Below are 22061 nucleotides of genomic sequence, written 5' to 3'. Positions count from 1 at the left end.
GTAATCTAACATTTGTTAGAAAAAAGGAGGGGCCAATGGACAAGTCTGACGATAACCTGCCGACTGAAGCTGAGCGTTATGTCATGCCATCGCGCTTTGTGGAAAGCGATAGCTTGGAAGTGCAGGGTTTCGTGACATCGGCTTTGCGTGATCTCCCTGTGGGCGCAACCAATCGCGACAAGGCGATCCGCCTGTTCGAAGCGGTGCGCGACGATATTCGCTATGATCCCTATTGTTTTGCGCTGGATGAGGACTCTTACCGTGCCAGCCGTATCGCTGGGGCGGAAGCGGCGTTTTGCGTTCCCAAGGCAATTCTTCTGGCGGCTTGTTTGCGTGCTGTGGGTATCCCCGCCGCTCTGGGGTTCGCGGATGTGCGCAACCACCTGAATACACCCAAGTTGCAGGAGTTGATGGGGACCGATCTCTTTATCTACCACGGCTATGTTCAGCTGTGGTTGGGGAATGAGGCCTACAAGGTGACACCTGCATTCAACATGGAACTGTGTGAAAGATTCGGGGTCAAACCCCTGGTCTTCGACGGCTATCACGACGCGCTCTTTCATGAGTTCGACGAACAGAATCACCGGCACATGGAATATGTGAACGACCGTGGTCTCTATTTCGACGCGCCGATGGGTGAGTTCCTGGTGGCGTTCAAGGAAACCTATCCGAAGCTGGAAGAATTCAACCGCATCCGGATATCCAAGGATGCGAGCGGATACGATGACGGTTTCGCAAAGGAGGGTGCCTCTTGAGGTATCTGGAAGACTTCTCGCCGGGCCAAGTCTATCGCTTTCGCAGCGCTCCGATGAGCGCGGATTCAATAAAGGCCTTTGCCAAGGAATGGGATCCGCAGCGGCTGCACACCGATGAAGACTATGCAACCGCCATACATGGCAGCCTGATCGCCTCGGGCTTTCAGACCATGCTTGAGGTGTTCAAGCCGGTCATGACCGAGATGATGGTCGATGTTGCCAATATCGGCGGCATGGGCTTTGACAATTTGCGCTGGCTGCGGCCTGTGCACCCGAACGAACCCCTTGATGTCGAACTGACGGTCAACTCGGTCACACCGTCAAAAAGCAAGCCCGACAGAGGTGTTTTGCACTATACGCTCAGCGCCAAAAACCCCGAGGGCGAGGTCGTTTTTTCGACCGACACCCCCGTGATGATCCAGCGAAAACAAAATGACACAAACTGATATCCTTTTCAGCGAACAAGAAGACCTTCGCCTGTTGCGCGAGAGCGCGCGCACGTTGTTTGAACGGGCGGGCGGAAGTGACAGAGCCCGAAAACTTCGTGATGCCAGGGGCGGTTTCGATGCGGAGATGGTCCGGGAACTCGCCGAGGCCGGTGTTTTCGGCGTGGCGGTGCCCGAAGATCAGGGCGGGCTTGGCATGGGCCTAGCCGCCGGGGGTGTCATCGCCGAGGAAGTCGGCCGTGTGATTGCCCCGGAACCGGTCGTGTCGACGATCGGTCTGAGCCTCGGCCTTCTGCGCCGCCTTTGTCCGGATCATCCGAAGATGGCACAGCTCATCGGCGGCGAAATTTCATTGGCGGTTGCCTGGCAGGAACGCGGCCCCGACGGGGCGCCTGCCGATGCGACCTGCCGATACGCGGACGGAAAGCTGACCGGTGGCAAGGCCTGGGTCGTCGGTGCGATCGGTTCGCACGGGTTCCTTGTCGTGGCCGAACAGGATGATGGTCCGGTTCTGGTTCTGGCTGAGGCAGACGCGCAGGGGCTTGTCATCGACAAGCAGACGCAGGCGGATGGCAGCTCTCTGGGCGAGCTTTCGTTTTCGGGAACTCCGGCCGCGGAATTGGCCAGCAGCGGTGCGGTTCTCACTGCACTGGCCGAGGCTGTCGCCGATGCAACGGCGCTTGCCGCGGCCGAGCTTGTCGGCCTGAGCGAGCGCGCCTTCGAGATCACGCTCGACTACATCAAGACGCGGGAGCAGTTCGACAAGCCGATCGGATCATTCCAGGTCATCCAGCACCGTGCCGTCGACCTCAACGTGATGTGCGAGGTCGCGCAGGCCGGAGTGCGGGAGGCGCTTGCGCAGATGGACAGCGAAACCGATCCGAAGGTTCGGGCCCCGATTGCCAGCCGCGCCAAAGCGCGCGCCGTCACGGCCGCCAAGAAAATCACCCGCGACGCCATCCAGCTGCACGGGGCCGTCGGGTACACGGATGAGTTCGATATCGGGCTCTACCTGAACCGGGCGCTGGTGCTGTCGGCCTGGTTGGGCGACGATGCCTATCACAGGCGGATATGGTTCGAGGCACGCGAAGCAGAGGGGGCAGCACAATGACCGACTGGAGCGCTATGACCGATGCAGAGTTCCGCAAAGAAGTGCGCCAGTTCTTCGAGGCGGAATATCCCGAGGAGCTGCGTCACCTGCCGCACCGACCGAAGTTCGCCGAGATCGAACATTGGCACCGCAAGCTTCACGCCAAGGGCTGGGTCGCGCCAGCCTGGCCCGCTGAATTCGGCGGTATGGGGCTGAACGCCGCCAAGTTGCTGATCTTTTACGAAGAGCAGCAGCGCTGGGGCGTCAATCGCGGCCGCGACATGGGCGTGCAGATGGTCGGGCCGCTGATCATCAAATTCGGCACCCAGGAACAAAAAGATTACTGGCTGCCGCGTATCCTGAGTTGCGAAGATATCTGGTGTCAGGGCTATTCGGAACCCGGCGCCGGGTCCGATCTGGCGAACCTACGCACACGCGCAGAGATTGACGGCGACGACTTTGTCATCAACGGACAGAAGATCTGGACCACGATGGCGCATGACGCCACGCATATTTTCATGCTGGTGCGCACCGATCCCGATGCGCCGAAGAAACAGCAGGGCATCAGTTTCCTGCTCGCTCCGATGGATCAACCCGGAGTCGAGGTGCGCACCATCACGACCCTGTCGGGCGAGACCGAGTTTTGCGAGGTCTTCTTTGACAATGCACGGACGCCCCGCGAGAACCTCGTGGGCGAGCTGAACAAGGGTTGGACGATGGCCAAGGCTCTCTTGAGCTTCGAACGCATTTTCATCGGTTCGCCAAGTCTGGCCCAGAACGCTCTGGGACAGCTTGAAAGCTTTGCCCGTGGCCGTGGCGCGTTTGACGATCCGGTGTTCCGTGACCGCTTTGCCCAGGCGGCACTGGATGTGGAAGATCATGCCGCGCTTTATGCCCGTTTTGCAGATCAGCTCAAACGTGGCGAGACGCTCGGTGCGGATGTGTCCATGCTGAAGATTTGGGTGACTGAATGCTTCCAGCGCATCACCGAGCTGATGATCGAAGCAGCCGGTCCCGATGGCGGCTCCATCGGGCCGCTTCAGGTCGGCAACGTAAGTGTCGATGTTCTGGCGAGTTTCTACAAGGCCAGACCTACCACGATCTACGGTGGATCGAACGAAATCCAAAGAAACATCCTGTCCAAGGCCGTCCTGGGACTGCCTGGCTGACTCAATACCCCACGGAGGAAATAGAACCATGTCGGATCGTTATGCAAAATACGATAAACTGAAATTTGACTACCCGGCGGATCGCGTCCTGCGCATCACGTTCGACCGGCCCGAGACATTCAACTCGGTCGATGCCGAAACCCACACCCAGATGACGGACATGTGGATCGATATCGACCGTGACCCAGACATCAATTCGGTCATCGTGACCGGTGCGGGCAAGGCATTTTCCGCCGGGGGTGATTTCAGCCTTATCGAAAACATGATTGGCAATTCGCACGAGATCATGAAGACGTGGAAAGAAGCCAAGGATCTCGTCTATAACATCATCAACTGCAACAAGCCGATCATTTCCGCGATCAATGGCCCTGCGGCCGGCGCAGGCCTTGTGGTTGCCATCCTGGCCGACATCTCGATCGCCGGAAAGAAGGCCAAGATTGTCGATGGTCATCCCCGCCTTGGTGTTGCCGCCGGTGACGTCGCGGCGATTATCTGGCCGCTGCTGACCTCGATGGCCAAGGCGAAATACTATCTGATGACCTGCAAGCCGGTGTCGGGCGAAGAGGCCGAGCGTATCGGTCTGGTATCAATGTGCGTCGAGGATGACGAGCTGCAGCAGATCGCGCTGGATACAGCCGTCGAACTGGCCAACGGCTCGCAAAGCGCGATTCGCTGGACCAAGTATTCGCTGAACAACTGGCTGCGCCAGGCCGGGCCGATCTTTGATGCGTCGACCGCGCTGGAGATGCTTGGCTTCATGAGCGAGGACGTCAAGGAAGGTGTGTTGTCGCACCGCGAGAAGCGCGCGCCGAACTTCCGTAAGGACTGCCCGCTTTAACACCAGATTGGACGAGGAGGCATGGAAATGTCTGATGATATCTACAAAGATATAGCTCAAGCCTATGCCGCTGCGGCCGAAAAAGCTCCTGGCCTGAAATCGCGATTTACGGCTGCCGGATTCGATCCGGCAGCTGTCACATCGGTGGCGGACCTCTCGCGTCTTCCAGTGATGAAAAAAGAAGAGCTTCTGAAGATCCAGCGCGAGAACCCGCCCTTTGGCGGGTTCCTGGCCTCGGATCTGAAGGATGTCGGGCGGATCTACGTGTCCCCCGGCCCGATTTTCGAACCGGCCCTTTCGGACGGTGGCGGCCACGGCCTTGACCGGCTGTTCAAGGCGGCAGGCGTGGGGCCGGGGGATATCATCCTGAACACCTGGATGTATCATCTGGTGCCCGCGGGGCTTTTGTTCGACGAAGCGGCACAGGCCGCAGGCGCCACGGTGATCCCCGGAGGCGTCGGCAATACGGAGCTTCAGGCACAGATCATCGCCGAAACCGGCGTGACTTCGATCTGCGCTTCGACCGCGTTTTTCCTGACGCTGGCGGACAAGGTGATCGAAACCTATGGCCGCGACGCATGGAAGGTGAAGACAGCCTTCCTCGGCGGTGAGATGGGCGACTGGATGGCCAAGCGCCGCCGGATCGAGGCCGAATACGGCGTGTCCACCTGGGCCGCCTATGCCACCGCCGATCTGGGCCTTGTCGCCTATGAGGATGGCGGCGAAGGCTACCTGGTTCATCCCGACCGCGTGGTGCAGATCTGCGATCCGGTCAGCGGCGAACAGGTCGCTCATGGCGATCCTGGCGAGGTTGTCGTGACCGCGCGCGATTCCACCTGGCCGATGATCCGGTTCGGCACCGGCGACAGCGCCTTTGCCCTGGAAAGCAACGCGGATGGCACCGTCAGCCGGATTTCAGCATTGCAGGGACGGGTCGGGGCAGCGGTCAAAGTGCGCGAGATTTTCGTTTATCCGCGCGTGGTTGAAGAAGTTGTCATCGGCACGCCGGGCGCAAAGGCCGCGCAGGCCGTGGTAACGCGCGAGAACGATCGCGACATGATCCGCCTCTCGCTTGTGCTGGAAGACGGTGCCGACGCTTCCGCCGCAGAAGCAGCCGCCGCTGATACCTTCAAACTGCATGCACGAATTCGTGCTGACGAGGTGAACATTGTTTCGGAACTACCCGAAAATGCAGAACTGATCGTCAACCAAAAAGACCGCTGAGATCGGGTTCTGTGCGCTTTGCCTGAATCCGACCTTTTAGCCGACACTGGCACGCGGGTTTTCGTGGACCCAAGACTTTCAACTTGGCGGAGGTCTTGGGGATCCCGGCCCCGCGCGCCCGTGGGGTGTCGCGGAAAGCGGCACAGGTCAAACGTGGTCGAAATCGACTGTCAGTTTTTTGGTTTTCGGACGGGCCTGGCAGGTCAGGACAAAGTTCTCCTTCAACTACCGAGGCTCCAAAGCATAGTTCAGCGTCATCTCTGCCTCGCCTTCGATAACTTTGGCGCGGCAGGTGGAACACATTGCGCCCTTGCAGCAATAGGGTAGTTCGATACCTGCTGCGGCGGCGGAGACCACGCTTTCCTGATCAGGTGTCATCACAAAGCTGCGGGCGGTGCCATCAAGGATCGCCGTGACCTGAACTCCTTCTCCAGTGGCGGCTTCCGCCGTAAGCGGCGCAAGCGTGACGGTGGCGGTATTGTCAGCATCGGCGGGAGCGAACAGCTCGTCATGAAAACGGTTCTCTTCAACGCCGAGGTCGCGGAGCGCGGTCTTGAGTTCCTGAATCATCTCGGCGGGGCCGCAAAGAAAAGCATCTTCTATTTCTGCCGGAGCGAACAGGGCACCGGAGAACTTGCGCAGCTTTTCCGCATCAAGCCGGCCCGAGAATAGTGGGGAATCGGTGCCTTCGCGCGTCAGTGTATGAAAAAGAGAGAACCGTCCGGGATAGGTATCCTTGAGATCGTTCAATTCGTCGCGGAAGATGATGGAACTTAGCGTTCGACTGCCGTAAAAAAGGATGAAGTTGGCCCCGGCCTCGGTGGCAAGCACCGAGCGGATGATCGAAATGATTGGAGTAGTTCCACTGCCCGGGGCCAGGGCGAGATAGGTGCGTGGTCCGCCTTGTCGTATCTTTGATCCGAATGTGCCTTCGGGCGTCATGACATCAAGTTCGGTGCCCGGTGGCAGTTCGCTATGAACGAAAGAGGAAAACGCTCCGCCTTCCAGCAGCTTGACCAGAACGCGCAACTCGCCATCGTCTCGGCCGGAGCTGACCGAATAGCATCGCCGCACACCATCGATATCACCGGCACGGCGCAGCGTGACGTACTGGCCCGGGATGAATTGATAGTCGTCCGCCAGATCTTCGGGATTGGGCGAGCATTTCGCCGAACTGCTGGCGGGGCAGGATGTCGACGTCACATTGGCCGCCCGCCGCGTCGCCCGCTTGTCTGAGCTTTCCGCAAAGATAGCGGCGGAAGGGGGGCAGGCCGATGTGATAGAGATGGACGTGGCGGACCCGGAGTCGGTGGAAGCCGCGCTGAAGGGACGGGTCTTTGACACTGTCATCAACAATGCCGGAACGACGGCATCTCTTCCCGCATTGGAACACGGGCCGGCCGAAATCGACGCGATCATAGACACAAATCTCAAGGGCGCATTTCATGTCGCATGTATCGCCGCCAAAGCGATGATTGATGCCGGACGCGGGGGCTGTATCGTCAATGTCGCCTCGATTCTGGGCACACGGGTGGCCAGCCATGTGTCCGCCTATGCCGCGTCCAAGGAAGGGCTGATTCAACTGACCCGGTCTCTGGCGCTTGAATGGGCGCGGAATGGCATCCGGGTGAATGCCATCTGCCCCGGTTATATCGAAACCGACCTGAACCGTGAGTTTTTTGCCACTGACGCGGGACAGGCATTGATCAAACGCGTCCCGCAGCGCCGGTTGGGGCATGATCCGTTGGCCGCCCCCCCGGACCGGGGGCCTACGATAAGGCGACCGGGAATCCCCGGCCGCAATTCTTAGAGTCACGATTTCAGAACGCGTTAAGCCCGGTCAGGTTGCGCCCGATGACCAGTTTTTGGATTTCGGTGGTGCCATCGGGAATCGGCATGACCTTTGCATTGCGGAAGTGCCGTTCAACGGGGAACTCTTTGGTGATGCCGTTGCCGCCGTGGATCTGCACCGCTTTGCCGGCGATTTCGACGGCCATTTCGGTTGCATACCATTTCGCCATCGAGGTCTGGGTGTCACAGCGCACGCCCAGGTCCAGAAGTTGCAGCCCGCGCTGGCACAACAGGCGCGCGGCATCCAGGTGCGTGGCCATGTCGGCCAAGTAGCCTTGAATCAACTGGTGCCCGCCGATCGGCTTACCATGTTGTTGGCGATCCTGCGCATATTTGACGGCACATTCCAACGCCGCCTGCGCTATGCCAATGCTCGTCAGGCCGACAAACACGCGAGCGCTCTCAAACAGTTTCAATGTCTGGAACAGGCCGCCGCCTGCATTACCCAGAACATGGTCAGCGCTGGTTTCGGCACGGTCGAAAAACAATTCGCAGGTCGATGCACCGACAAGCCCCAGCTTGCGCAATTCGCGGCTCTCGTAGTTGCCGGTATCGCGGTCGACGATGACCATGGAAATACCGTCGTCCAGATTGCAGACAACGATGGCGAAATCCGACTGGGCCCCATTGGAAATCCAGAGCTTCTGGCCAGTGACGAAAATCTTATCGCCCTCGCGGTCCGCACGTGTCTTGACCTCGCGTACGTTCGAACCGACCTCTGGTTCGGAAATACAGGTGGCACAGATCCGTTCGCTGCGCAGGAGCGGCTTCAGATAGGCCTCTTTCTGCGCCACATTTCCCAAGAGGTTGACCGCGAACACGGCATGACCCTGAATCAGCACCGCGATTGCCAGATCGGCCCATATCCGGGCCAGTTCCTCGTATAGGATGCCATAGGTCATGCGGTCGATTCCGGCACCGCCGTCCTCTTCGGGGATCAGGCCGCTGATCAGCCCGAATTCCTCGACCTTGGCGAACAGGGACTTCAGGGTTTTCGCATCGGGGGGGTGGCCGAGGTTCTCGTATTTCTCGGCCAGCGGCGCGAACTCTGCCTCGGCCATCTTGCGGAAGTTTTCCAGCAACATGCGTTGCTCATCTGTATAGATTGCCTGAGCGGCGGCGATCACGTTTTCCATGGTTCGTCTCCTTGTTTCAACGGCCCAGAATGGTGACGCAGGCGGCCGCTTCTTCTACCCCGTGCAACCCCCCGCCGTTTTCGGCGATGGCGTTCTTTGCCCCTTCGACCTGACGCGCGCCAGCTTCGCCGCGCAGTTGCGTGACCAGTTCGAAAACCTGCCCTATCCCTGTGGCACCGACCGGGTGGCCCTTGGATTCCAACCCGCCCGAGGGGTTCACCGGAATGCGTCCACCGATCTTTGTCTCGCCGCGCAGACTGGCGGGACCGCCCTCGCCGAATTCGACAAATCCGAGGTTCTCGATCTGGATCACTTCGCCCACGGCCGTGGCGTCATGCACTTCGGCCACCGATATATCCTCGGGGCCGATCCCGGCCTGTTCATAGGCCTCAAGCGCGGCAAGCCGGGTCAGGTGGTTCTTGTAATCTTCCGGCGGACGATCGGTGCCCGAGCGCAGGATCGCGGCCTTGACCTTGATCGCGCGCGCGGGATCTAGGCCCAGACGTTTTATCCCCTCGCCGGTGCATAAAACGGCCGCAGCGGCCCCGTCCGAGATCGGGGCGCACATCGGCAGGGTCAGCGGATAGGTGATCGGCGGCGCGGCCAATACCCGATCGACGCTCATGGCTTCTCGGTATTGCGCCAGTGGATTATGCACGGAATGCGCATGGTTCTTGGCGGCGACGGCGGCGAACTGTTCCTGAGTTGTGCCAAAGGTCTTCATGTGCAGCCGGGCGAAGCCTGCGTAGACATCCATGAACACGCTGTAGGGCTTGGGCGATTTCGATCCTTCGGGTTCCTCGACCCCTGCACCCAGATCGGCCAGCCGTTGCGCGACTTCTTCGCTGTTGCTGACGTCCCAGCCGCTGTCGAAGGCCGAAAACATCAACGCACGGTCGTCAGAATACATCTTTTCGGCGCCCACGGCGAGACAGCAGTCGCCATTGCCGGCCTTGAGGAAATCGACTGCCAGTTTGAACCCGGTCGAGGCGCTGGCGCAGGCGTTTTCGACATTCACCACCGGAATGCCCTGAATGCCCATTTCACGCAGCGCGATTTCGCCGCGGATCATGTGCTGGCCCTCCATGTGGCCCTGCACCGCGTTCGAGAAGAATGCGCCGTCGATACGATCTGCCGTCACTCGGGCATCGGAAAGCGCGGCGGCGACGGCCTCGCCGGTCATGTCCTTGATGGTTTTGTCCCGGAACTTTCCGAACGGCGTCATCCCGATGCCAACGATGTAAATGTCCTGCATCGTTTGTCCTCCTGACCTAGTATCCGCGAAACTGCGGTTTTCGTTTTTCATTGAACGCCGACAGACCCTCGTGCATGTCCCAGGATCGCATGTGCGCGCGCAGGTTCAGCATCTCTTCGGAAAGCGCGGCGGTTTCGTCCACGTCCAGCGACCGATTGGCAACCGTCTTCATGCGGCGTAAGACCGCCGGGCTTTTTTCTGCCAGCCTGTCGGTAAAGGCCTGCACCGCTTGTCGCAGGTCTTCGTCCGCGATGACCTTGTTCACCAGTCCCCAGTCCATCATGTCCCGTGCCGAAACGTTCTCGCCCGAGAACAGCAGGTATTTCGCGCGGTTCAGGCCAATCCTACGCGGCAGGATCGCCGCACCGCCGGCCCCGGGAAAGACGCCAAAGTTGGAATGTGCGTCGCCCAGTTGCGCGCTTTCGGCGGCAAAGACCAGATCGCAGGCCATCACCATTTCCAAACCGCCCGCCATCGCCAGCCCGTTCACTGCGGCGATCACCGGTTTCGGGCCATGTCGCATCAGCCCAAACGTGTGATCGACAAGATCCAGAAGATCCGGCTCGCCTGGTGCATGTTTGGCGCCAGCAACTTCTTTCAGATCGGCACCGGCGCAGAATGCCCGGCCAGAGCCGGTCAGGACAATTGTACGCACCCCATCGTCGGCCAGCGCCGATTCCAGTGCTGCCGCCATCTCGCGCAGCATCTGCGTTGACATTGCGTTGAGCTGTTCGGTGCGCTGGAAGGTAATCCATTCAGTTTTTGCGACCCGCTCAACGAATAGCGTCTGCTTTGCTTCACTCATGCTAAGCTCCTGATAATTATACATATTATTGGTTTTTCGCCTTGTCTTTTGCGGCGATTTGCGCTGCACTCGGGCGGACCCGCACGTGGAAAACAAAAGAGCTGGAGATTGATATGAGCACTGCACCCCTGGCCGGCCTGAAAATTCTCAGCCTTGCCGAACAGTTTCCCGGTCCCTATGCCACAATGCTGTTGTCCGACATGGGAGCCGAGGTGATCATGATCGAACGACCGGGTGTCGGCGATCCGGCCCGGCAATTTCCGCCCTTGTTCCGGGCACTGAACCGAGGCAAGCGCAGCGTTGCGTTGGATCTGAAATCGGCCGAGGGGCTGGCACGGTTTCGCGAACTGGCCAAGGAATCGGATGTCATCGTCGAAGGGTTCCGCCCTGGCAAGCTTGCGGCCTTGGGTGCCGGTTTCGAGGACATGCGTAGTGTCAACTCGCGGCTGGTTTATGTATCGATTTCGGGTTACGGGCAGGACGGCCCCTATCGTGACAGGGCTGGCCATGACCTGAGCTATGAAGGGGTTGGCGGTTTGCTGGCCGATCAGGCCGATGCAAAGCAGCCCGGCCCTGTGCCGCCGATCCCCCTTGCGGATGTTGGCGCGGCGTTGTTCGCGGCGATCGCAATCCTGTCGGCGGTCGTGTCGAGCCAGCGCACAGGGCAGGGGCGTTACGTGGACGTGTCCATGTCGGATGCGGTGGTTTCGATGTTGACCGCATTCCTCGTTCCCGCCGCCAATGGAACACCGCTGGGCGAATTTATCGCCGAGCCGGGCTATGGCGTGTTCACCTGCAAAGACGGCAAGCTCTTGACCTTGTCCATCGCGCATGAGGACTGGTTCTGGAAACCGTTCTGCGATGTGATCAACAGGGCGGATCTTGCGCCGTTGACAGGCCGCGACCGTGTCGCCCGCAAGGCCGCGCTGCGCGAAGAAATCGCGGCGATTTTGGTCAACAAGACGCGCGCCGAATGGGGCGACCTTCTGGATAAGGCGGGGGTGCCATGGGGTCCGGTCAATTCCCTGGTCGAAACGTTGGACGACCCCCATGTGCGTGCGCGCCAGCTGCTGCGCAAGATTACGCATGACGGCGGCAAGGCCGAGACTTTTATTGTCCAGCCGTTGAAATTCGATGGTTTCGAAACCGCGATACCGGATCTGCCCCCCGAGCTCGGGGCAGATAATGACAGCGTTTTTTCGGACAGCTCCAACTAGAGGCGGCAGCCGTCCGATGGCGGCTCTAGCAGGCAAAAGAATACCCGCCATTCACCGGATAAGTTTGACCGGTGATCCAGCTGGCAGCATCCGAGCAGAGGAACAGGATCATTCCGGCGGGGTCTTCCGGCTCGCCCAGACGGCGGATCACGTATTGCGACAATGCCCGCTTCTCGGTCTCTGCATCCGGGATCAGGTCGGCGACAGCCGGAGTTCTTGTGCCCCCCAAGGCGACGCAATTCGCGGTGATCCCGAACCGACCACCGGCTTTTGCAATTGCCCGCATGAAGCCGGCCGCGCCGGCCTTGGCGCCGGAGTAGACCGCCAGATGCGGCTCGCCCACGCGGCCCGCGTCGGAGATGACCGTCACGATGCGCCCATAGCCGCCCTTGACCATCAGGGGCATTGCGTGACGGGTGCAGTTCAACACGCCGTCGAAATTGGTCGCCATCCAGCGCTTCCATTCCGATGGGTCTGAGTCCCAGAAGGGCACCAGATCATCGAGCCGCGAGGTCGGCCCCGCGTTCCCGGCGTTGTTGACCAGGATATCCACGCCGCCGAACGCGGATTGCGCCTCGGCGAAAGCTGCGCCGACCGCCTCGAAGTTCGAGACGTCAAAGGCGATTGGCAATGCCTTGGCGCCAGCTGCTTCAACTTCTGCGGCAACGCTTTCCGCCCGATCGGCGTGAAAATCATTGATCACAACAGCGCCTGCGCCATGTTCCGCCAGATAAAGCGCGACCTGCCGGCCCACGCCCTGTCCGGCGCCGGTCACCAGCGCGGTGCGGCCCTTGATATCCAGGATGGTGCTCATGAATTCCTTCTCCTCAGCCCAGCCATCTCTTCCGGCGGCGATAGTGTTTGATATCTCGATAGCTTTTGCGCTCGCCCGATGCGGTGACGCCGAGATAGAATTCCTTGATGTCCTCGTTGTCAGCGAGCTTGTCGGCAGGGCCGTCCATCACGATCCGGCCGTTCTCCATCACATAGGCATAGTCGGCGATCGATAGCGCCGCGGCGCTGTTTTGTTCGACCAGGAAGAAGGTCGTGCCTTCTGACTTGAGCTGCTTGAGCACTTCATAAACATCCCGGATCATCATCGGGGCCAATCCCAACGACGGTTCGTCGATCGCGATGATCTTGGGGCTGGCCATCATGGCCCGGCCGATCAGCAGCAGTTGTTGTTCGCCACCAGACATGAAGCCAGAGGTGCGGTTGCGCAGGTCCGCAAGCCGGGGCATCAAGGTGTAAACATGGTCCAGGCGCTTTTTCAGCTCGGCGGAGTTGGGCACCATGTGCCCGCCGACGATCAGGTTTTGCTCTGACGTCAGATGCCGCAAAACGCGCCGCCCTTCCATCACATGGATGAGACCGTTCTTCACGACTTCCGAGGCTTCCATGTTCTGAATGGGAGTTCCGTCCAGAACGATGGACCCCGCCGAAACGGTTCCATCCTCGGATTTGAGCGTTCCCGAGATGGCTTTAAGCGTCGTGCTTTTTCCTGCGCCATTGCCACCGAGCAGAGCAACACATTGTCCCGCACGGACTGTCATGGACACGCCTTTGAGCGCCAGGATGACGTCGGAATATGTCACCTCTACGTTGTTGAGTTCCAGCATGGTCATATTGCCCGGGGCTAAGGATCAGAACGGGCGCCGCGACTGCGGCGCCCGGATTAATTCACCATTTCTCAACTTGCGGAACGTCGACACCCGTTGCCGCGATGGTGATTTTCCCATCTTTGACGGTGCCCACATTCACTTTGAGGCCTTCCAATGGGAACGGCGCTTCTGGCGTAAAGGACAAGGTCGGCAGGAACCCATGGGTTTCTTCGGTGGTGATCGGTTTGGCAAAAAGCGCCTCACGTACCATCTCTCCGGTCAGGCCCTCGGCGCCGTTCGCCTCGATCGCGTGATCGATCACGGTCACGGTATAGAGACCCTGAGATACGCCCATTGCGGTCACGACGTTCCAAGGTGCTTCGAGTCCGTAATCGGCAACCAATGTCTCGTAGAATTGTCGCGCGGGAGTGTCCTCATCGGCCGCAATCGCCATGCCGTAGGCTTCAAAGTCCCCCTCCATTTGCTCAAGCCCGCCAAGCGCGCCACCCGAGGCTGGAAGCCCGTTATGCGAACTCATCATGATCGGGATGTTCGCCCCGTTGGCCTGCAGCCCACGTTTCGCGGCAACCACGATAGAGGTGTTCGTTTGGATTACCAGCGCCTCGGCCCCGGCTCGTACAACGCGGCGCATTTGCCCCGTCAGATCGGTGGGTTGAACTTCGGTATAGATGACCTCGACGAGGTCGATCTCCTCGGGGTGCTCTTCGGCATAGAGTTCAAGGCCCTTTGCCATGTCGACATAGGCAGGCGATGCTTCGGAGGCGAGGATCGCAACCTTGAGCGGTTCGTCTCCTCCGCGCTGTTCACGCATCCAGTTTAGAAAGCCGACACTTTCGTGCGAATAGGTCGGGCGTGGGTTGAAAATCCAGGCATCCGGTTGCCAGGCAAAACCGTAGGCCGCTGTGGCCATGAACATCGGGATTTTGTCTTCCGGCAGGCGTTCGGAAAGGGCCGCGACGTCAGGCCCGCCGAGGCCGACAACCGCAATCGGGTCCAGTTCCGATTTGATCCCGGGCCAGAGACTTGCCACCTGTGCCGCGTCATAGCGGGTTTCGTAGTTTTTGTAGTTCAGCGTGACGCCAAGTTCCTTGCCGCGGGTTTCATTCCACCAGGTGAACACAGCTTCGCGTCCGCCTGCCAGGATGGGCATGATGTCAGCATAAGGGCCGGAAAAGTCCGACAGCAGGGCCAGATTATAGGTCTCTTCGGCCTGCGCCTTCAAAGGCATGGTCGCCGCGGCCGCCAAGGCAGCCGCTGCCAGTAAGCCGCGAAGACCTCGATTCGATTGGTAAGTCATATTCTTCCTCCCAGGTTTAGAGCCGCTCTATTTCTCAGTAAGGAAACGGCCAGATACGGTATGACGACTTCAGGATGTTCCAGCGGTGCATCAGCCCCTTGGGTTCGAGGATCATAAACAATGCGATCACGCCGCCAAGAACGACATTCATGCCAGCGAACACGATGTCACCGCCAAGGAATGATACCGAGTCGGCGATATTGGGGCCGACCGTCGCGATAATTTCCTGGATGATGCGGATAATGAAGACGCCGATCAGGGCCCCCACGATTGAACCCATCCCGCCGACGATGATCATCGCGACGAAGAAGATCGAGTGAAACAGGGTGAACTGGTCTACCCCCACGAAGCGGATCAGATAGGCCCAAAGCGCCCCGCCGACGCCCGCATAGAAAGCGCCGATCAGGAAGGCATTTGCCTTTGTGGCCGCGACATTGATCCCCATTATACCCGCGGCCACGTCATCATCCCTGACCGCCACGAAGGCACGGCCGAAGCGTGACCGAACGATCCCGAACGCGCCCGCCACCATGATCGCGGTCACGGCGAAATTCAGATAGAACTGCGAAGATTCGCTGACAAATCGCTGCCCGAAAAGCTCGGCCGGGGGCACGGTGATACCGTTCGATCCACCCAGCCAGGTTGACGGCAGGTTCAATACGGCAAAGTGGAACAGGAACTGAGCTGCAATCGTGGTCAGTGCCAGATAGAACCCCTTGATCCGCGCCGCGGTCAAGCCAAAGAGAAAGCCGAACAGCGCAGCCGAGAGCCCGGCCAGAGGAATGGTCAGCAGAAACGTAAGGCCGGTCTTCGAGGCCAGTATCGAGGCCGTATAGGCGCCGACCCCCATGAACGCCGCCTGACCCAGGTTGATCTGGCCCGCATAGCCGGTGCAGATCTGAAGCCCGACGGCGATGACGGCGCTGATCATCATCATATTCAGGATAGCGATGATACGGCTGCTCACCAGGTAAGGCGCCAACAGCAGTAGAGCCATGAATACGACGAGGGCCAGAAACTGCCAGCGCGTTCGGATCAAACGTCTGTCACTGCGATAGCTTGTCGGGAATACGCCAGAAGGATCCATGGATTACACCCGTTCGATTGTGCGCCAGCCGAACAGGCCGGTCGGCCGGATCAGCAGAATGGCAAGCATTATGATATATGGAACGACACTGCCGAGCGAGCCACCGATCAACGGATCAAGGTAGTTGGTGGTCAAGCTCTGCGCGATGCCGATGATTATTCCTGCCAGGATAAGCCCGCCGATGGATTCCAGCCCGGCAAAGAGCGCCACCGGCAGGGCCGCGAACCCGATATCCGAGGCCAGGAAGGTCAGCGATTTGCCGCTGAGAAAGATCATCGCACCAATTGTGGACAGGATTGCCCCGAGAACCCAGGCAACGGCAATCGAGCCTTTCACCGAAATGCCCATCGAGGAAGCTACGACGTGGTCCTCCGCCACAGCGGTCATACGGAGGCCGGACCGGGTCCGGTTGAAGAACCACGACAGGCCGACGGCCGCGACAATGGTGATGATCCCACCTATCAGGAGGTTCATCGGGATCAACATATCGCCGAGGAACAAGGGTTTCAGCGGAAAAATGATCGGGAAGGGTCTTACCGCGGGACCGAACACAAGCAGCACCAAACCGCGCAGCAGGATCAAAAGGCCGACGGTGACCATGACCATCGAGAAAACCGATTCACCGATCAGCTTTGTCAGGAAAATCCGTTCGATTGCGTACCCGACCAGCCCGGCCAGAACCAGCGAAAGGGGTATCGACAACCAAAGGCTAAGCCCCGCTTGCATCGTTGTGAACCAGACGATGAACCCGCCGATGATCACAAGCTCGCCCTGCGCGAAGTTGAACACCTTGCTGGCGCGGTAAATCACAACAAAGCCCATGGCCACCAGCGAATACAGAAGGCCGATCAAAGCCCCGGTAATGATGTCATTGATGAAATAGACCATTGTCGCCGACCTCCTTTAAGATTTGGACTGCCGCTTGGCAGCCTTCGATGCGTTTTCAACATCCGACACGCGAACCGTGGTCTTGAGAACGCCTTGACGGCCGTCCTGATAGGTCACAGCGATTTCGAGATCTGTCTCGTCATCGCCAGCATAGATCGCCTCGACGAGCTTGGCATACCGTTCCTCCAGAAAGGCCCGGCGAAGCTTTCGGCTGCGGGTCAACTCGCCTTCATCCGGGTCGAGTTCCTTGGGAAAATTCGCAAAACGTGCCACGCGCGAGCCTTCGGGCAGGAGCGCATTGATGCGCGCCACTTCGCCTTTGATAAGGTCCAGAACTTTGGGTTTCTGCGAGAGATCGGTGTAGGTCGAAAAGCTGATCTTGTTCTCTTCCGCCCAACGCCCGAGAACTTCCATATCGATATTGATAAGCGCGCTGACGAAGCTCCGGGTTTCGTCGCCCAAGGTCATGAGATCCTTGATGAAGGGGCTATACCGCAACCGCGTTTCGATGAATTGCGGCGGATAGCTGTGCCCATTTGCCAGGCGGCGCATATCCTTGACACGGTCAAAGAACAAAAGCTCGCCGTCGTCGGTCATCGACACCGCGTCACCGGTCTTGTACCAACCGTCTTCGGTCAATTCCTCTGCGGTCTTTTCGGGCTTGCCGTGATAGCCACCGAAGCCCGATCCGCCACGCACCTGAAGCTCCCCTTCGTCCGAGACCCTGTATTCCAGCGGTTCGCCGTAGTTCGTGTTGCTTTGCATCCAGCTGCCGCTGGTTTCCAGCTGATAGCTTTCGCCGACATGCGCGGTCAGAAGGCCGATTTCGGTCGCGCCATACACGTTGCGCAGCTTAACCCCCATCGCGTGGAACATACGAAAGACGTCAGGTGCCATCAGGGCGCCGCCGCTCATTGCGTTTTTGGCCTTACCAAGGCCAAGATTGTCGCGCAGGTGATGCAGCACCAGAGCTTCGGCAAAGGGAAGCTGCAGGCGTGCGGCAAGGCTGGGGCTACGCCCCTCCAGCCGTTCCACATAAACGTCGTGGCCGACCTTCATACCCCAGTTGTACATCGCATTGCGGATTTTACCCGCCCCCAGCATCCGGGCCTGAACGATGGAGGCGAGATTTTCCCACTGGCGCGGGCTGAACACCAGTGCGTCGACCGCCAGTTCGCGAATGTTGGTCAGTACGTCTTCAGGGCCTTCGGGGAAGTTGACGACCATGGGCGCGATCAAACCGATCGACAGGCCGAAAATCTGTTCCGTGACCCAGGCCGGCGAAATGTAGGTCAGGTATTCGGTGCCCGGCGCGATTTCGATTGCCCCCATCACCCGCGAGCAATTGTCGAACAGGTAGCGATGGCTGATGACAACGCCCTTGGGTTTTCCCGTGGTACCCGAGGTATAGGACAGCAAGGCGGTATCGTCCGCCCGTCCACGTTTTACGTGTTCTTCAAATCTGGCGGGTTCCTTGGCGTGGATCTGACGCCCTGCCGCGCTCACACTTTCAAACGAATGCAACAGGGGATGATCATAGCCCCACAGACCGGAATCGTCCCAGTAAACGACCGCCAGGGCGCCCGAGTACTTGCCCGCAATCTCGATGCATTTATCGACCTGCTCCTGATCCTGTGCCAGAAAAATCCGCGTTTGCGAGTCTTCGGCCAGATACAGAATCTCTTCAGCGTTTTGATCCGGATAGACAGACAGGACTTTGCCGCCTAACGACTGGACGGCGTATTCAGCCCAGAAATGTTCGGGTTCGTTTTCGCCAATCATCATGACGGATTCGCCAGCCGACAAGCCCAGGTTCTCCAACCCGAGAGCCAGGGCGCGAACCCTGTCAAGAACATCGGCCCAGGTGAATTCACGCCAGATGCCCAGGCGCTTGTGCCGTTCGGCGAGGTTGGTCGGTGTGGATGTCGCTCGCGCGAGCAAAACCTGCGGCAGGGTTTCGCTATGTGTCACTGCTGGGTCCGAAAAGACCATTGCTGTCCGTTGTTTGACCATGCCGCTACCCCAGATATGCCTTTATGACAGCCGGGTCCTTCTGGATTTCTTCCGGGGTGCCTTCAGCGATGACCCGCCCGAAATCCAGCACCACGATCCGGTCGGCAAGGTCCATCACGACGCCCATGTCGTGCTCCACCAGAACTACCGGAATCTTGCGCGCCTCGCGCACATCGAGAATGAAGCGCGCCAGGTCTTCTTTTTCCTCCGAGTTCATGCCGGCCATCGGTTCATCCATCAGCAGGATCGACGGTTCCTGCGCCAATGCACGGCCCAGATCGACACGCTTGCGCAACCCATACCCCAACGTGCCCACGGGCCGGTTGCGGATTGCCTCGATCTCGAGAAAATCGATGATCTCCTCTGCGGCTTCACGATGTTCCGATTCCTCGCGCATCACGGGACCGAACTGGAAAAAAGCCTGGACTACATTCGATTTCATCAGCATGTGGCGGCCGATCATAATGTTTTCCACCACCGTCTGCCCGGCAAAAAGATGGGTGCCCTGAAACGTCCGCGCCAGACCGCGCCGGGCGATCTGGTCAACACGCAGGCCGGTCACGTCCTGCCCGGACAATTCGACACGGCCCTTCTGCGGACGGTAGAAGCCCGCAGTCACGTTTAGAAGTGATGTTTTTCCGGCTCCGTTCGGTCCGATAATTGCAAGCAATTCATCGTCGGCCACAGAAATGCTCACATCGTCGAGCGCGGTCACACCGCCAAATTTCAAAGTTGCACCACGCACCGCAAGCGGTGAGGATACGTGCCCGTTATTCGTGGTCATGTTGCGGCCCGTGCTTTTGCCCCACACCTCATGGAGGCGCGCATAGCCTGACCGCACGGTTTTTCGTTGGTTACGAGTTTTCCTCGCATTGTTCCTCCTCCCACCTCTAAATTCAGAGGTTTGCCTGGTTTATTTACCAAGTCTCTCCGCGAAGCCTAACAGATGTTAGAAAAATTGGTCAACAACTGAATTCGCTACCGAAGAAGACCGATCAGACGGCCGCGTACTCTGCGGAAAAGCTTCGAAGACCTTTTTGATCCTGACACCAGACTGTCCCGGAGGTGCCGGTCCCTTCATTGTGCAGTTGCAATTCGCAGGGCAGGGTGAGTGGCGCGAGGCCACGGAACGAAAACCGGTGGGGCGATGTTTTCAACGCACCCGCCGCCAGATTCAGAAGCAGCGTGGCCTGCAATGGGCCATGCACAACAAGTCCGGAATAGGCTTCGGTTTCGGTGGCGTAGACGTAATCATAGTGAATGCGATGGGCATTGAACGTCAGCGCCGAATAGCGAAACAGAAGAACAGGATCCGGTGTCAGCGTCGATCTAAGCGTGTTGGGGTCACCCGCGTCAGCTGCGCTCTCGCCCGTGCGGGGGGTGGAAATCTCACGATAAACGATCGTTTGCTGCTCCCGGATACAAAGCCGGTTGCCACTCAGATACTCATGTTCGACGGTCACAAAGACCAATGGTCCACTACGGCCCTGCTTGGCCACAATATTCCTGATCGAAGAGCGTCGGGTGATGGTTTCGCCGATTTTCAGCGGCGCGATATGCGTAACATCGCCGCCAGCCCACATGCGGGCGGGCAGCAGAACAGGGGGCAGAAATCCACCCCTCGCGGCGTGGCCATCTTCTGACAGGGCGGCAGCTGGCACGGTATCAAGGGCAAGGCACCAATGAACCCCCAGCGGGACATCGCCGGCTTCGTCCCAAAGATGCGGACCGAGCGTGGCGCGGAATTTGTCGATCAGCCCCTGCGTCAGAACATCTTCCTTGGTCTCGGTGCGTCCCAGCCAGGGCGCCAGCGCGTCAAGGTCGATCTCACCCATGTTTCTGGCCTCAGAAGGATCGGGGCATGCCGAGGATATGTTCGCCGACATAGGAGAGGATCAGGTTGGTCGAGATCGGGGCGACCTGATAGAGGCGCGCCTCGCGAAACTTGCGCTCAACATCGTACTCCCGTGCGAAACCGAAGCCGCCGTGGGTCTGGATGCAGGCATTGGCCGCTTCCCAGCTGGCTTCCGAAGCCAGCAGCTTGGCCATGTTCGCCTGTGCACCACAATCCAGTCCGGCATCGAACCGCCTGCAGGCTTCAAAGCGCATCAGATTGGCGGCCTCGATGTTCACATAGGACCTGGCGATAGGGAATTGCACACCTTGGTTCTGGCCGATGGGACGGTCAAAGACCACGCGGTCGCCGGCATAGGCGCGGGCCTTGTCAACGAACCAGTATCCATCACCGATGCATTCCGCCGCAATCAGGGTCCGTTCGGCGTTCAGCCCGTCAAGAATATGGTAAAACCCGCGCCCCTCGGTGCCGATCAGGTTCTCGGCGGGGATTTCCAGGTTGTCGAAAAACACTTCATTGGTTTCGTGGCCGGGCATGTTGGCGATGGGGCGGACCTCCATCCCGTTGCCGATTGCCTCTTTCAGATCGACCATAAAGATCGACAGGCCCTGCGACTTTTTCTTGACCTCGCTCAGCGGCGTAGTGCGGGCCAGCAAGATCATCAGGTCAGAATGCTGGATACGGCTGATCCAGACCTTCTGGCCATTGATCTCATACCGGTCACCCTTCTTGACTGCGATGGTCTTCAGTTTGGTGGTGTCGGTCCCGGTTGTCGGTTCGGTCACGGCCATGGATTGCAGGCGCAACGCGCCGCTGGCAATACCGGGCAGGTATGTCTGCTTTTGCTCATCCGAACCATGCCGCAGCAGCGTGCCCATGTTATACATCTGCCCGTGGCAATGGCCCGCGTTTCCGCCGCAGCGGTTCACCTCCTCCATGATGATCGAGGCTTCGGTCAACCCCAGACCCGAGCCACCGTATTCCTCTGGGATCATCGCGGCAAGCCAGCCCTCGCGGGTCAGCGCATCGACGAATTCCTCGGGGTAGGTTTCGTCTTCGCCGAACTTGCGATGATACTCTGGCGGAAACTGCGCGCAAAGTGCGCGCAAGGCATCGCGCAGATCGGTGTGAGTGTCTGGGGCTGACGTCTGCATCGTTCAAGCCGCTCCCGGGCCGGAGGTTTCGAGGATTTCCTCTTCGGCGCGCTGCCACAATTCATAGGAGATCGGGTTTTCGCTCTCTTCGAGGATATGACCGACCAGGCCGATGGCGCGAGCCATGACGCCAAAGCCCCGCACGATCTTCCAGGGAAAGCCGAATTCACAGCAGATCGCTCCGATCGCACCAGTGGCGTTAATCGGCAGCATCTTACCCGATTCTTCTTCGGCAACGGCCTGAATTTTCTGGATCAACTCGATGTATTCACCGGACTTGCCGTTCTCGGCAGCGATCTGGAACAGGCGCGGGGTGCGCGGATCGACCGGTTTGTGCACCGGATGTCCGAGCCCCGGCA

The 22061-nt window shown here is 59.2% G+C and carries 22 protein-coding genes; 8 read left to right on the top strand and 14 right to left on the bottom strand.

Going from position 1 to position 22061, the window contains the following annotated elements:
• Positions 1–35 precede the first annotated feature (35 nt).
• The 6 genes from ATO6_RS21950 to ATO6_RS21925 are packed head-to-tail and all read left to right on the top strand — an operon-like array spanning position 36 to position 5522.
• Positions 36–755 (top strand): transglutaminase family protein, encoded by a 720-nt coding sequence (locus ATO6_RS21950; RefSeq protein WP_088626187.1) that lies wholly within the window; start codon positions 36–38, stop codon positions 753–755.
• Positions 752–1201: a MaoC family dehydratase gene (locus ATO6_RS21945; protein ID WP_027264320.1), complete on the top strand. Its 450-nt coding sequence runs from the start codon at positions 752–754 to the stop codon at positions 1199–1201. The genes ATO6_RS21950 and ATO6_RS21945 overlap by 4 nt, the downstream gene beginning before the upstream one ends.
• Positions 1188–2312 carry an acyl-CoA dehydrogenase family protein gene (locus tag ATO6_RS21940; RefSeq protein ID WP_088626186.1) on the top strand — a complete coding sequence of 375 codons (1125 nt, stop codon included), beginning with the start codon at positions 1188–1190 and terminating at the stop codon, positions 2310–2312. The genes ATO6_RS21945 and ATO6_RS21940 overlap by 14 nt, the downstream gene beginning before the upstream one ends.
• The gene (locus tag ATO6_RS21935; protein ID WP_028284914.1) at positions 2309–3460 is read left to right on the top strand and encodes an acyl-CoA dehydrogenase family protein; all 1152 of its coding nucleotides are present in this window, start codon (positions 2309–2311) and stop codon (positions 3458–3460) included. Before ATO6_RS21940 ends, ATO6_RS21935 begins: the two co-directional genes overlap by 4 nt.
• A 28-nt stretch (positions 3461–3488) precedes the next feature.
• A complete protein-coding gene (locus tag ATO6_RS21930) occupies positions 3489–4298 on the top strand; it encodes an enoyl-CoA hydratase/isomerase family protein (RefSeq protein ID WP_028095226.1) in 810 nt (269 codons plus the stop codon).
• Between the two features lie 27 nt (positions 4299–4325).
• Complete coding sequence (locus tag ATO6_RS21925; protein ID WP_229669281.1) at positions 4326–5522, top strand: phenylacetate--CoA ligase family protein; 1197 nt, start codon at positions 4326–4328, stop codon at positions 5520–5522.
• Between the two features lie 225 nt (positions 5523–5747).
• Here ATO6_RS21925 and ATO6_RS21920 read toward each other — a convergent pair whose 3' ends face one another.
• Positions 5748–6725 carry an FAD-binding oxidoreductase gene (locus ATO6_RS21920; protein WP_169739214.1) on the bottom strand — a complete coding sequence of 326 codons (978 nt, stop codon included), beginning with the start codon at positions 6723–6725 and terminating at the stop codon, positions 5748–5750.
• Between ATO6_RS21920 and ATO6_RS21915 the strand changes: the two genes are divergently transcribed.
• The gene (locus tag ATO6_RS21915; protein ID WP_088626185.1) at positions 6676–7332 is read left to right on the top strand and encodes an SDR family NAD(P)-dependent oxidoreductase; all 657 of its coding nucleotides are present in this window, start codon (positions 6676–6678) and stop codon (positions 7330–7332) included. The two genes, ATO6_RS21920 and ATO6_RS21915, sit on opposite strands and share 50 nt — an antisense overlap.
• Positions 7333–7342: 10 nt before the next feature.
• Here ATO6_RS21915 and ATO6_RS21910 read toward each other — a convergent pair whose 3' ends face one another.
• Genes ATO6_RS21910 through ATO6_RS21900 form a run of 3 tightly spaced genes read right to left on the bottom strand, consistent with a single transcriptional unit; the run spans position 7343 to position 10569 of the window.
• On the bottom strand, positions 7343–8509 hold the full coding sequence (locus tag ATO6_RS21910; RefSeq protein ID WP_036051588.1) for an acyl-CoA dehydrogenase family protein: 1167 nt from the start codon (positions 8507–8509) through the stop codon (positions 7343–7345).
• 16 nt (positions 8510–8525) lie between these two features.
• Entirely contained in the window at positions 8526–9764 is a 1239-nt protein-coding gene (locus ATO6_RS21905) for a thiolase family protein (protein ID WP_027264384.1), read from the bottom strand.
• Positions 9765–9780: 16 nt separating this feature from the next.
• Positions 9781–10569: an enoyl-CoA hydratase/isomerase family protein gene (locus ATO6_RS21900; protein WP_028288592.1), complete on the bottom strand. Its 789-nt coding sequence runs from the start codon at positions 10567–10569 to the stop codon at positions 9781–9783.
• Between the two features lie 113 nt (positions 10570–10682).
• On the opposite strand from ATO6_RS21900, the gene ATO6_RS21895 reads away from it, so the two are divergent.
• Positions 10683–11786: a CaiB/BaiF CoA-transferase family protein gene (locus ATO6_RS21895; protein ID WP_036540260.1), complete on the top strand. Its 1104-nt coding sequence runs from the start codon at positions 10683–10685 to the stop codon at positions 11784–11786.
• Positions 11787–11811: 25 nt separating this feature from the next.
• Here ATO6_RS21895 and ATO6_RS21890 read toward each other — a convergent pair whose 3' ends face one another.
• The 10 genes from ATO6_RS21890 to ATO6_RS21845 all read right to left on the bottom strand — a co-directional run.
• Positions 11812–12600: an SDR family NAD(P)-dependent oxidoreductase gene (locus ATO6_RS21890; RefSeq protein ID WP_028288590.1), complete on the bottom strand. Its 789-nt coding sequence runs from the start codon at positions 12598–12600 to the stop codon at positions 11812–11814.
• Between the two features lie 13 nt (positions 12601–12613).
• Positions 12614–13405 (bottom strand): ABC transporter ATP-binding protein, encoded by a 792-nt coding sequence (locus ATO6_RS21885; RefSeq protein WP_028288589.1) that lies wholly within the window; start codon positions 13403–13405, stop codon positions 12614–12616.
• Between the two features lie 61 nt (positions 13406–13466).
• Positions 13467–14705: an ABC transporter substrate-binding protein gene (locus tag ATO6_RS21880; protein ID WP_051630972.1), complete on the bottom strand. Its 1239-nt coding sequence runs from the start codon at positions 14703–14705 to the stop codon at positions 13467–13469.
• Positions 14706–14739: 34 nt separating this feature from the next.
• A complete protein-coding gene (locus ATO6_RS21875) occupies positions 14740–15792 on the bottom strand; it encodes a branched-chain amino acid ABC transporter permease (RefSeq protein WP_028288587.1) in 1053 nt (350 codons plus the stop codon).
• A gap of 3 nt (positions 15793–15795) precedes the next feature.
• Positions 15796–16680: a branched-chain amino acid ABC transporter permease gene (locus ATO6_RS21870; protein WP_028288586.1), complete on the bottom strand. Its 885-nt coding sequence runs from the start codon at positions 16678–16680 to the stop codon at positions 15796–15798.
• Between the two features lie 15 nt (positions 16681–16695).
• Positions 16696–18693 (bottom strand): AMP-binding protein, encoded by a 1998-nt coding sequence (locus tag ATO6_RS21865; protein ID WP_254919240.1) that lies wholly within the window; start codon positions 18691–18693, stop codon positions 16696–16698.
• Between the two features lie 4 nt (positions 18694–18697).
• Positions 18698–19477 (bottom strand): ABC transporter ATP-binding protein, encoded by a 780-nt coding sequence (locus ATO6_RS21860; protein WP_028288584.1) that lies wholly within the window; start codon positions 19475–19477, stop codon positions 18698–18700.
• A gap of 211 nt (positions 19478–19688) precedes the next feature.
• Entirely contained in the window at positions 19689–20528 is an 840-nt protein-coding gene (locus ATO6_RS21855; RefSeq protein ID WP_028288583.1) for a MaoC family dehydratase N-terminal domain-containing protein, read from the bottom strand.
• Positions 20529–20538: 10 nt separating this feature from the next.
• Positions 20539–21702, bottom strand: a complete 1164-nt coding sequence (locus tag ATO6_RS21850; RefSeq protein WP_028288582.1) for an acyl-CoA dehydrogenase family protein — start codon at positions 21700–21702, stop codon at positions 20539–20541.
• A gap of 3 nt (positions 21703–21705) precedes the next feature.
• The coding region (locus ATO6_RS21845) for a citrate/2-methylcitrate synthase (RefSeq protein ID WP_303395926.1) at positions 21706–22061 on the bottom strand (356 nt) is incomplete at its 5' end.

The sequence above is a fragment of the Oceanicola sp. 22II-s10i genome (assembly GCF_002210105.1).
In the GTDB taxonomy this organism is placed as follows: Bacteria; Pseudomonadota; Alphaproteobacteria; order Rhodobacterales; family Rhodobacteraceae; genus Pseudooceanicola.
The sequence above is the reverse complement of the archived record's forward strand: the minus strand, read 5'-3'. Positions and strand labels throughout refer to the sequence as shown.

What these genes read in the sequence shown, in the direction of transcription:
- ATO6_RS21910 (WP_036051588.1), bottom strand. Translation starts at nt 8,509, where the DNA reads ATGGAAAACGTGATCGCCGCCGCTCAGGCAATCTATACAGATGAGCAA.
- ATO6_RS21880 (WP_051630972.1), bottom strand. Translation starts at nt 14,705, where the DNA reads ATGACTTACCAATCGAATCGAGGTCTTCGCGGCTTACTGGCAGCGGCT.
- ATO6_RS21855 (WP_028288583.1), bottom strand. Translation starts at nt 20,528, where the DNA reads ATGGGTGAGATCGACCTTGACGCGCTGGCGCCCTGGCTGGGACGCACC.
- ATO6_RS21860 (WP_028288584.1), bottom strand. Translation starts at nt 19,477, where the DNA reads ATGACCACGAATAACGGGCACGTATCCTCACCGCTTGCGGTGCGTGGT.
- ATO6_RS21885 (WP_028288589.1), bottom strand. Translation starts at nt 13,405, where the DNA reads ATGCTGGAACTCAACAACGTAGAGGTGACATATTCCGACGTCATCCTG.
- ATO6_RS21935 (WP_028284914.1), top strand. Translation starts at nt 2,309, where the DNA reads ATGACCGACTGGAGCGCTATGACCGATGCAGAGTTCCGCAAAGAAGTG.
- ATO6_RS21930 (WP_028095226.1), top strand. Translation starts at nt 3,489, where the DNA reads ATGTCGGATCGTTATGCAAAATACGATAAACTGAAATTTGACTACCCG.
- ATO6_RS21870 (WP_028288586.1), bottom strand. Translation starts at nt 16,680, where the DNA reads ATGGTCTATTTCATCAATGACATCATTACCGGGGCTTTGATCGGCCTT.
- ATO6_RS21905 (WP_027264384.1), bottom strand. Translation starts at nt 9,764, where the DNA reads ATGCAGGACATTTACATCGTTGGCATCGGGATGACGCCGTTCGGAAAG.
- ATO6_RS21890 (WP_028288590.1), bottom strand. Translation starts at nt 12,600, where the DNA reads ATGAGCACCATCCTGGATATCAAGGGCCGCACCGCGCTGGTGACCGGC.
- ATO6_RS21950 (WP_088626187.1), top strand. Translation starts at nt 36, where the DNA reads ATGGACAAGTCTGACGATAACCTGCCGACTGAAGCTGAGCGTTATGTC.
- ATO6_RS21895 (WP_036540260.1), top strand. Translation starts at nt 10,683, where the DNA reads ATGAGCACTGCACCCCTGGCCGGCCTGAAAATTCTCAGCCTTGCCGAA.
- ATO6_RS21925 (WP_229669281.1), top strand. Translation starts at nt 4,326, where the DNA reads ATGTCTGATGATATCTACAAAGATATAGCTCAAGCCTATGCCGCTGCG.
- ATO6_RS21875 (WP_028288587.1), bottom strand. Translation starts at nt 15,792, where the DNA reads ATGGATCCTTCTGGCGTATTCCCGACAAGCTATCGCAGTGACAGACGT.
- ATO6_RS21865 (WP_254919240.1), bottom strand. Translation starts at nt 18,693, where the DNA reads ATGGTCAAACAACGGACAGCAATGGTCTTTTCGGACCCAGCAGTGACA.
- ATO6_RS21900 (WP_028288592.1), bottom strand. Translation starts at nt 10,569, where the DNA reads ATGAGTGAAGCAAAGCAGACGCTATTCGTTGAGCGGGTCGCAAAAACT.
- ATO6_RS21940 (WP_088626186.1), top strand. Translation starts at nt 1,188, where the DNA reads ATGACACAAACTGATATCCTTTTCAGCGAACAAGAAGACCTTCGCCTG.
- ATO6_RS21850 (WP_028288582.1), bottom strand. Translation starts at nt 21,702, where the DNA reads ATGCAGACGTCAGCCCCAGACACTCACACCGATCTGCGCGATGCCTTG.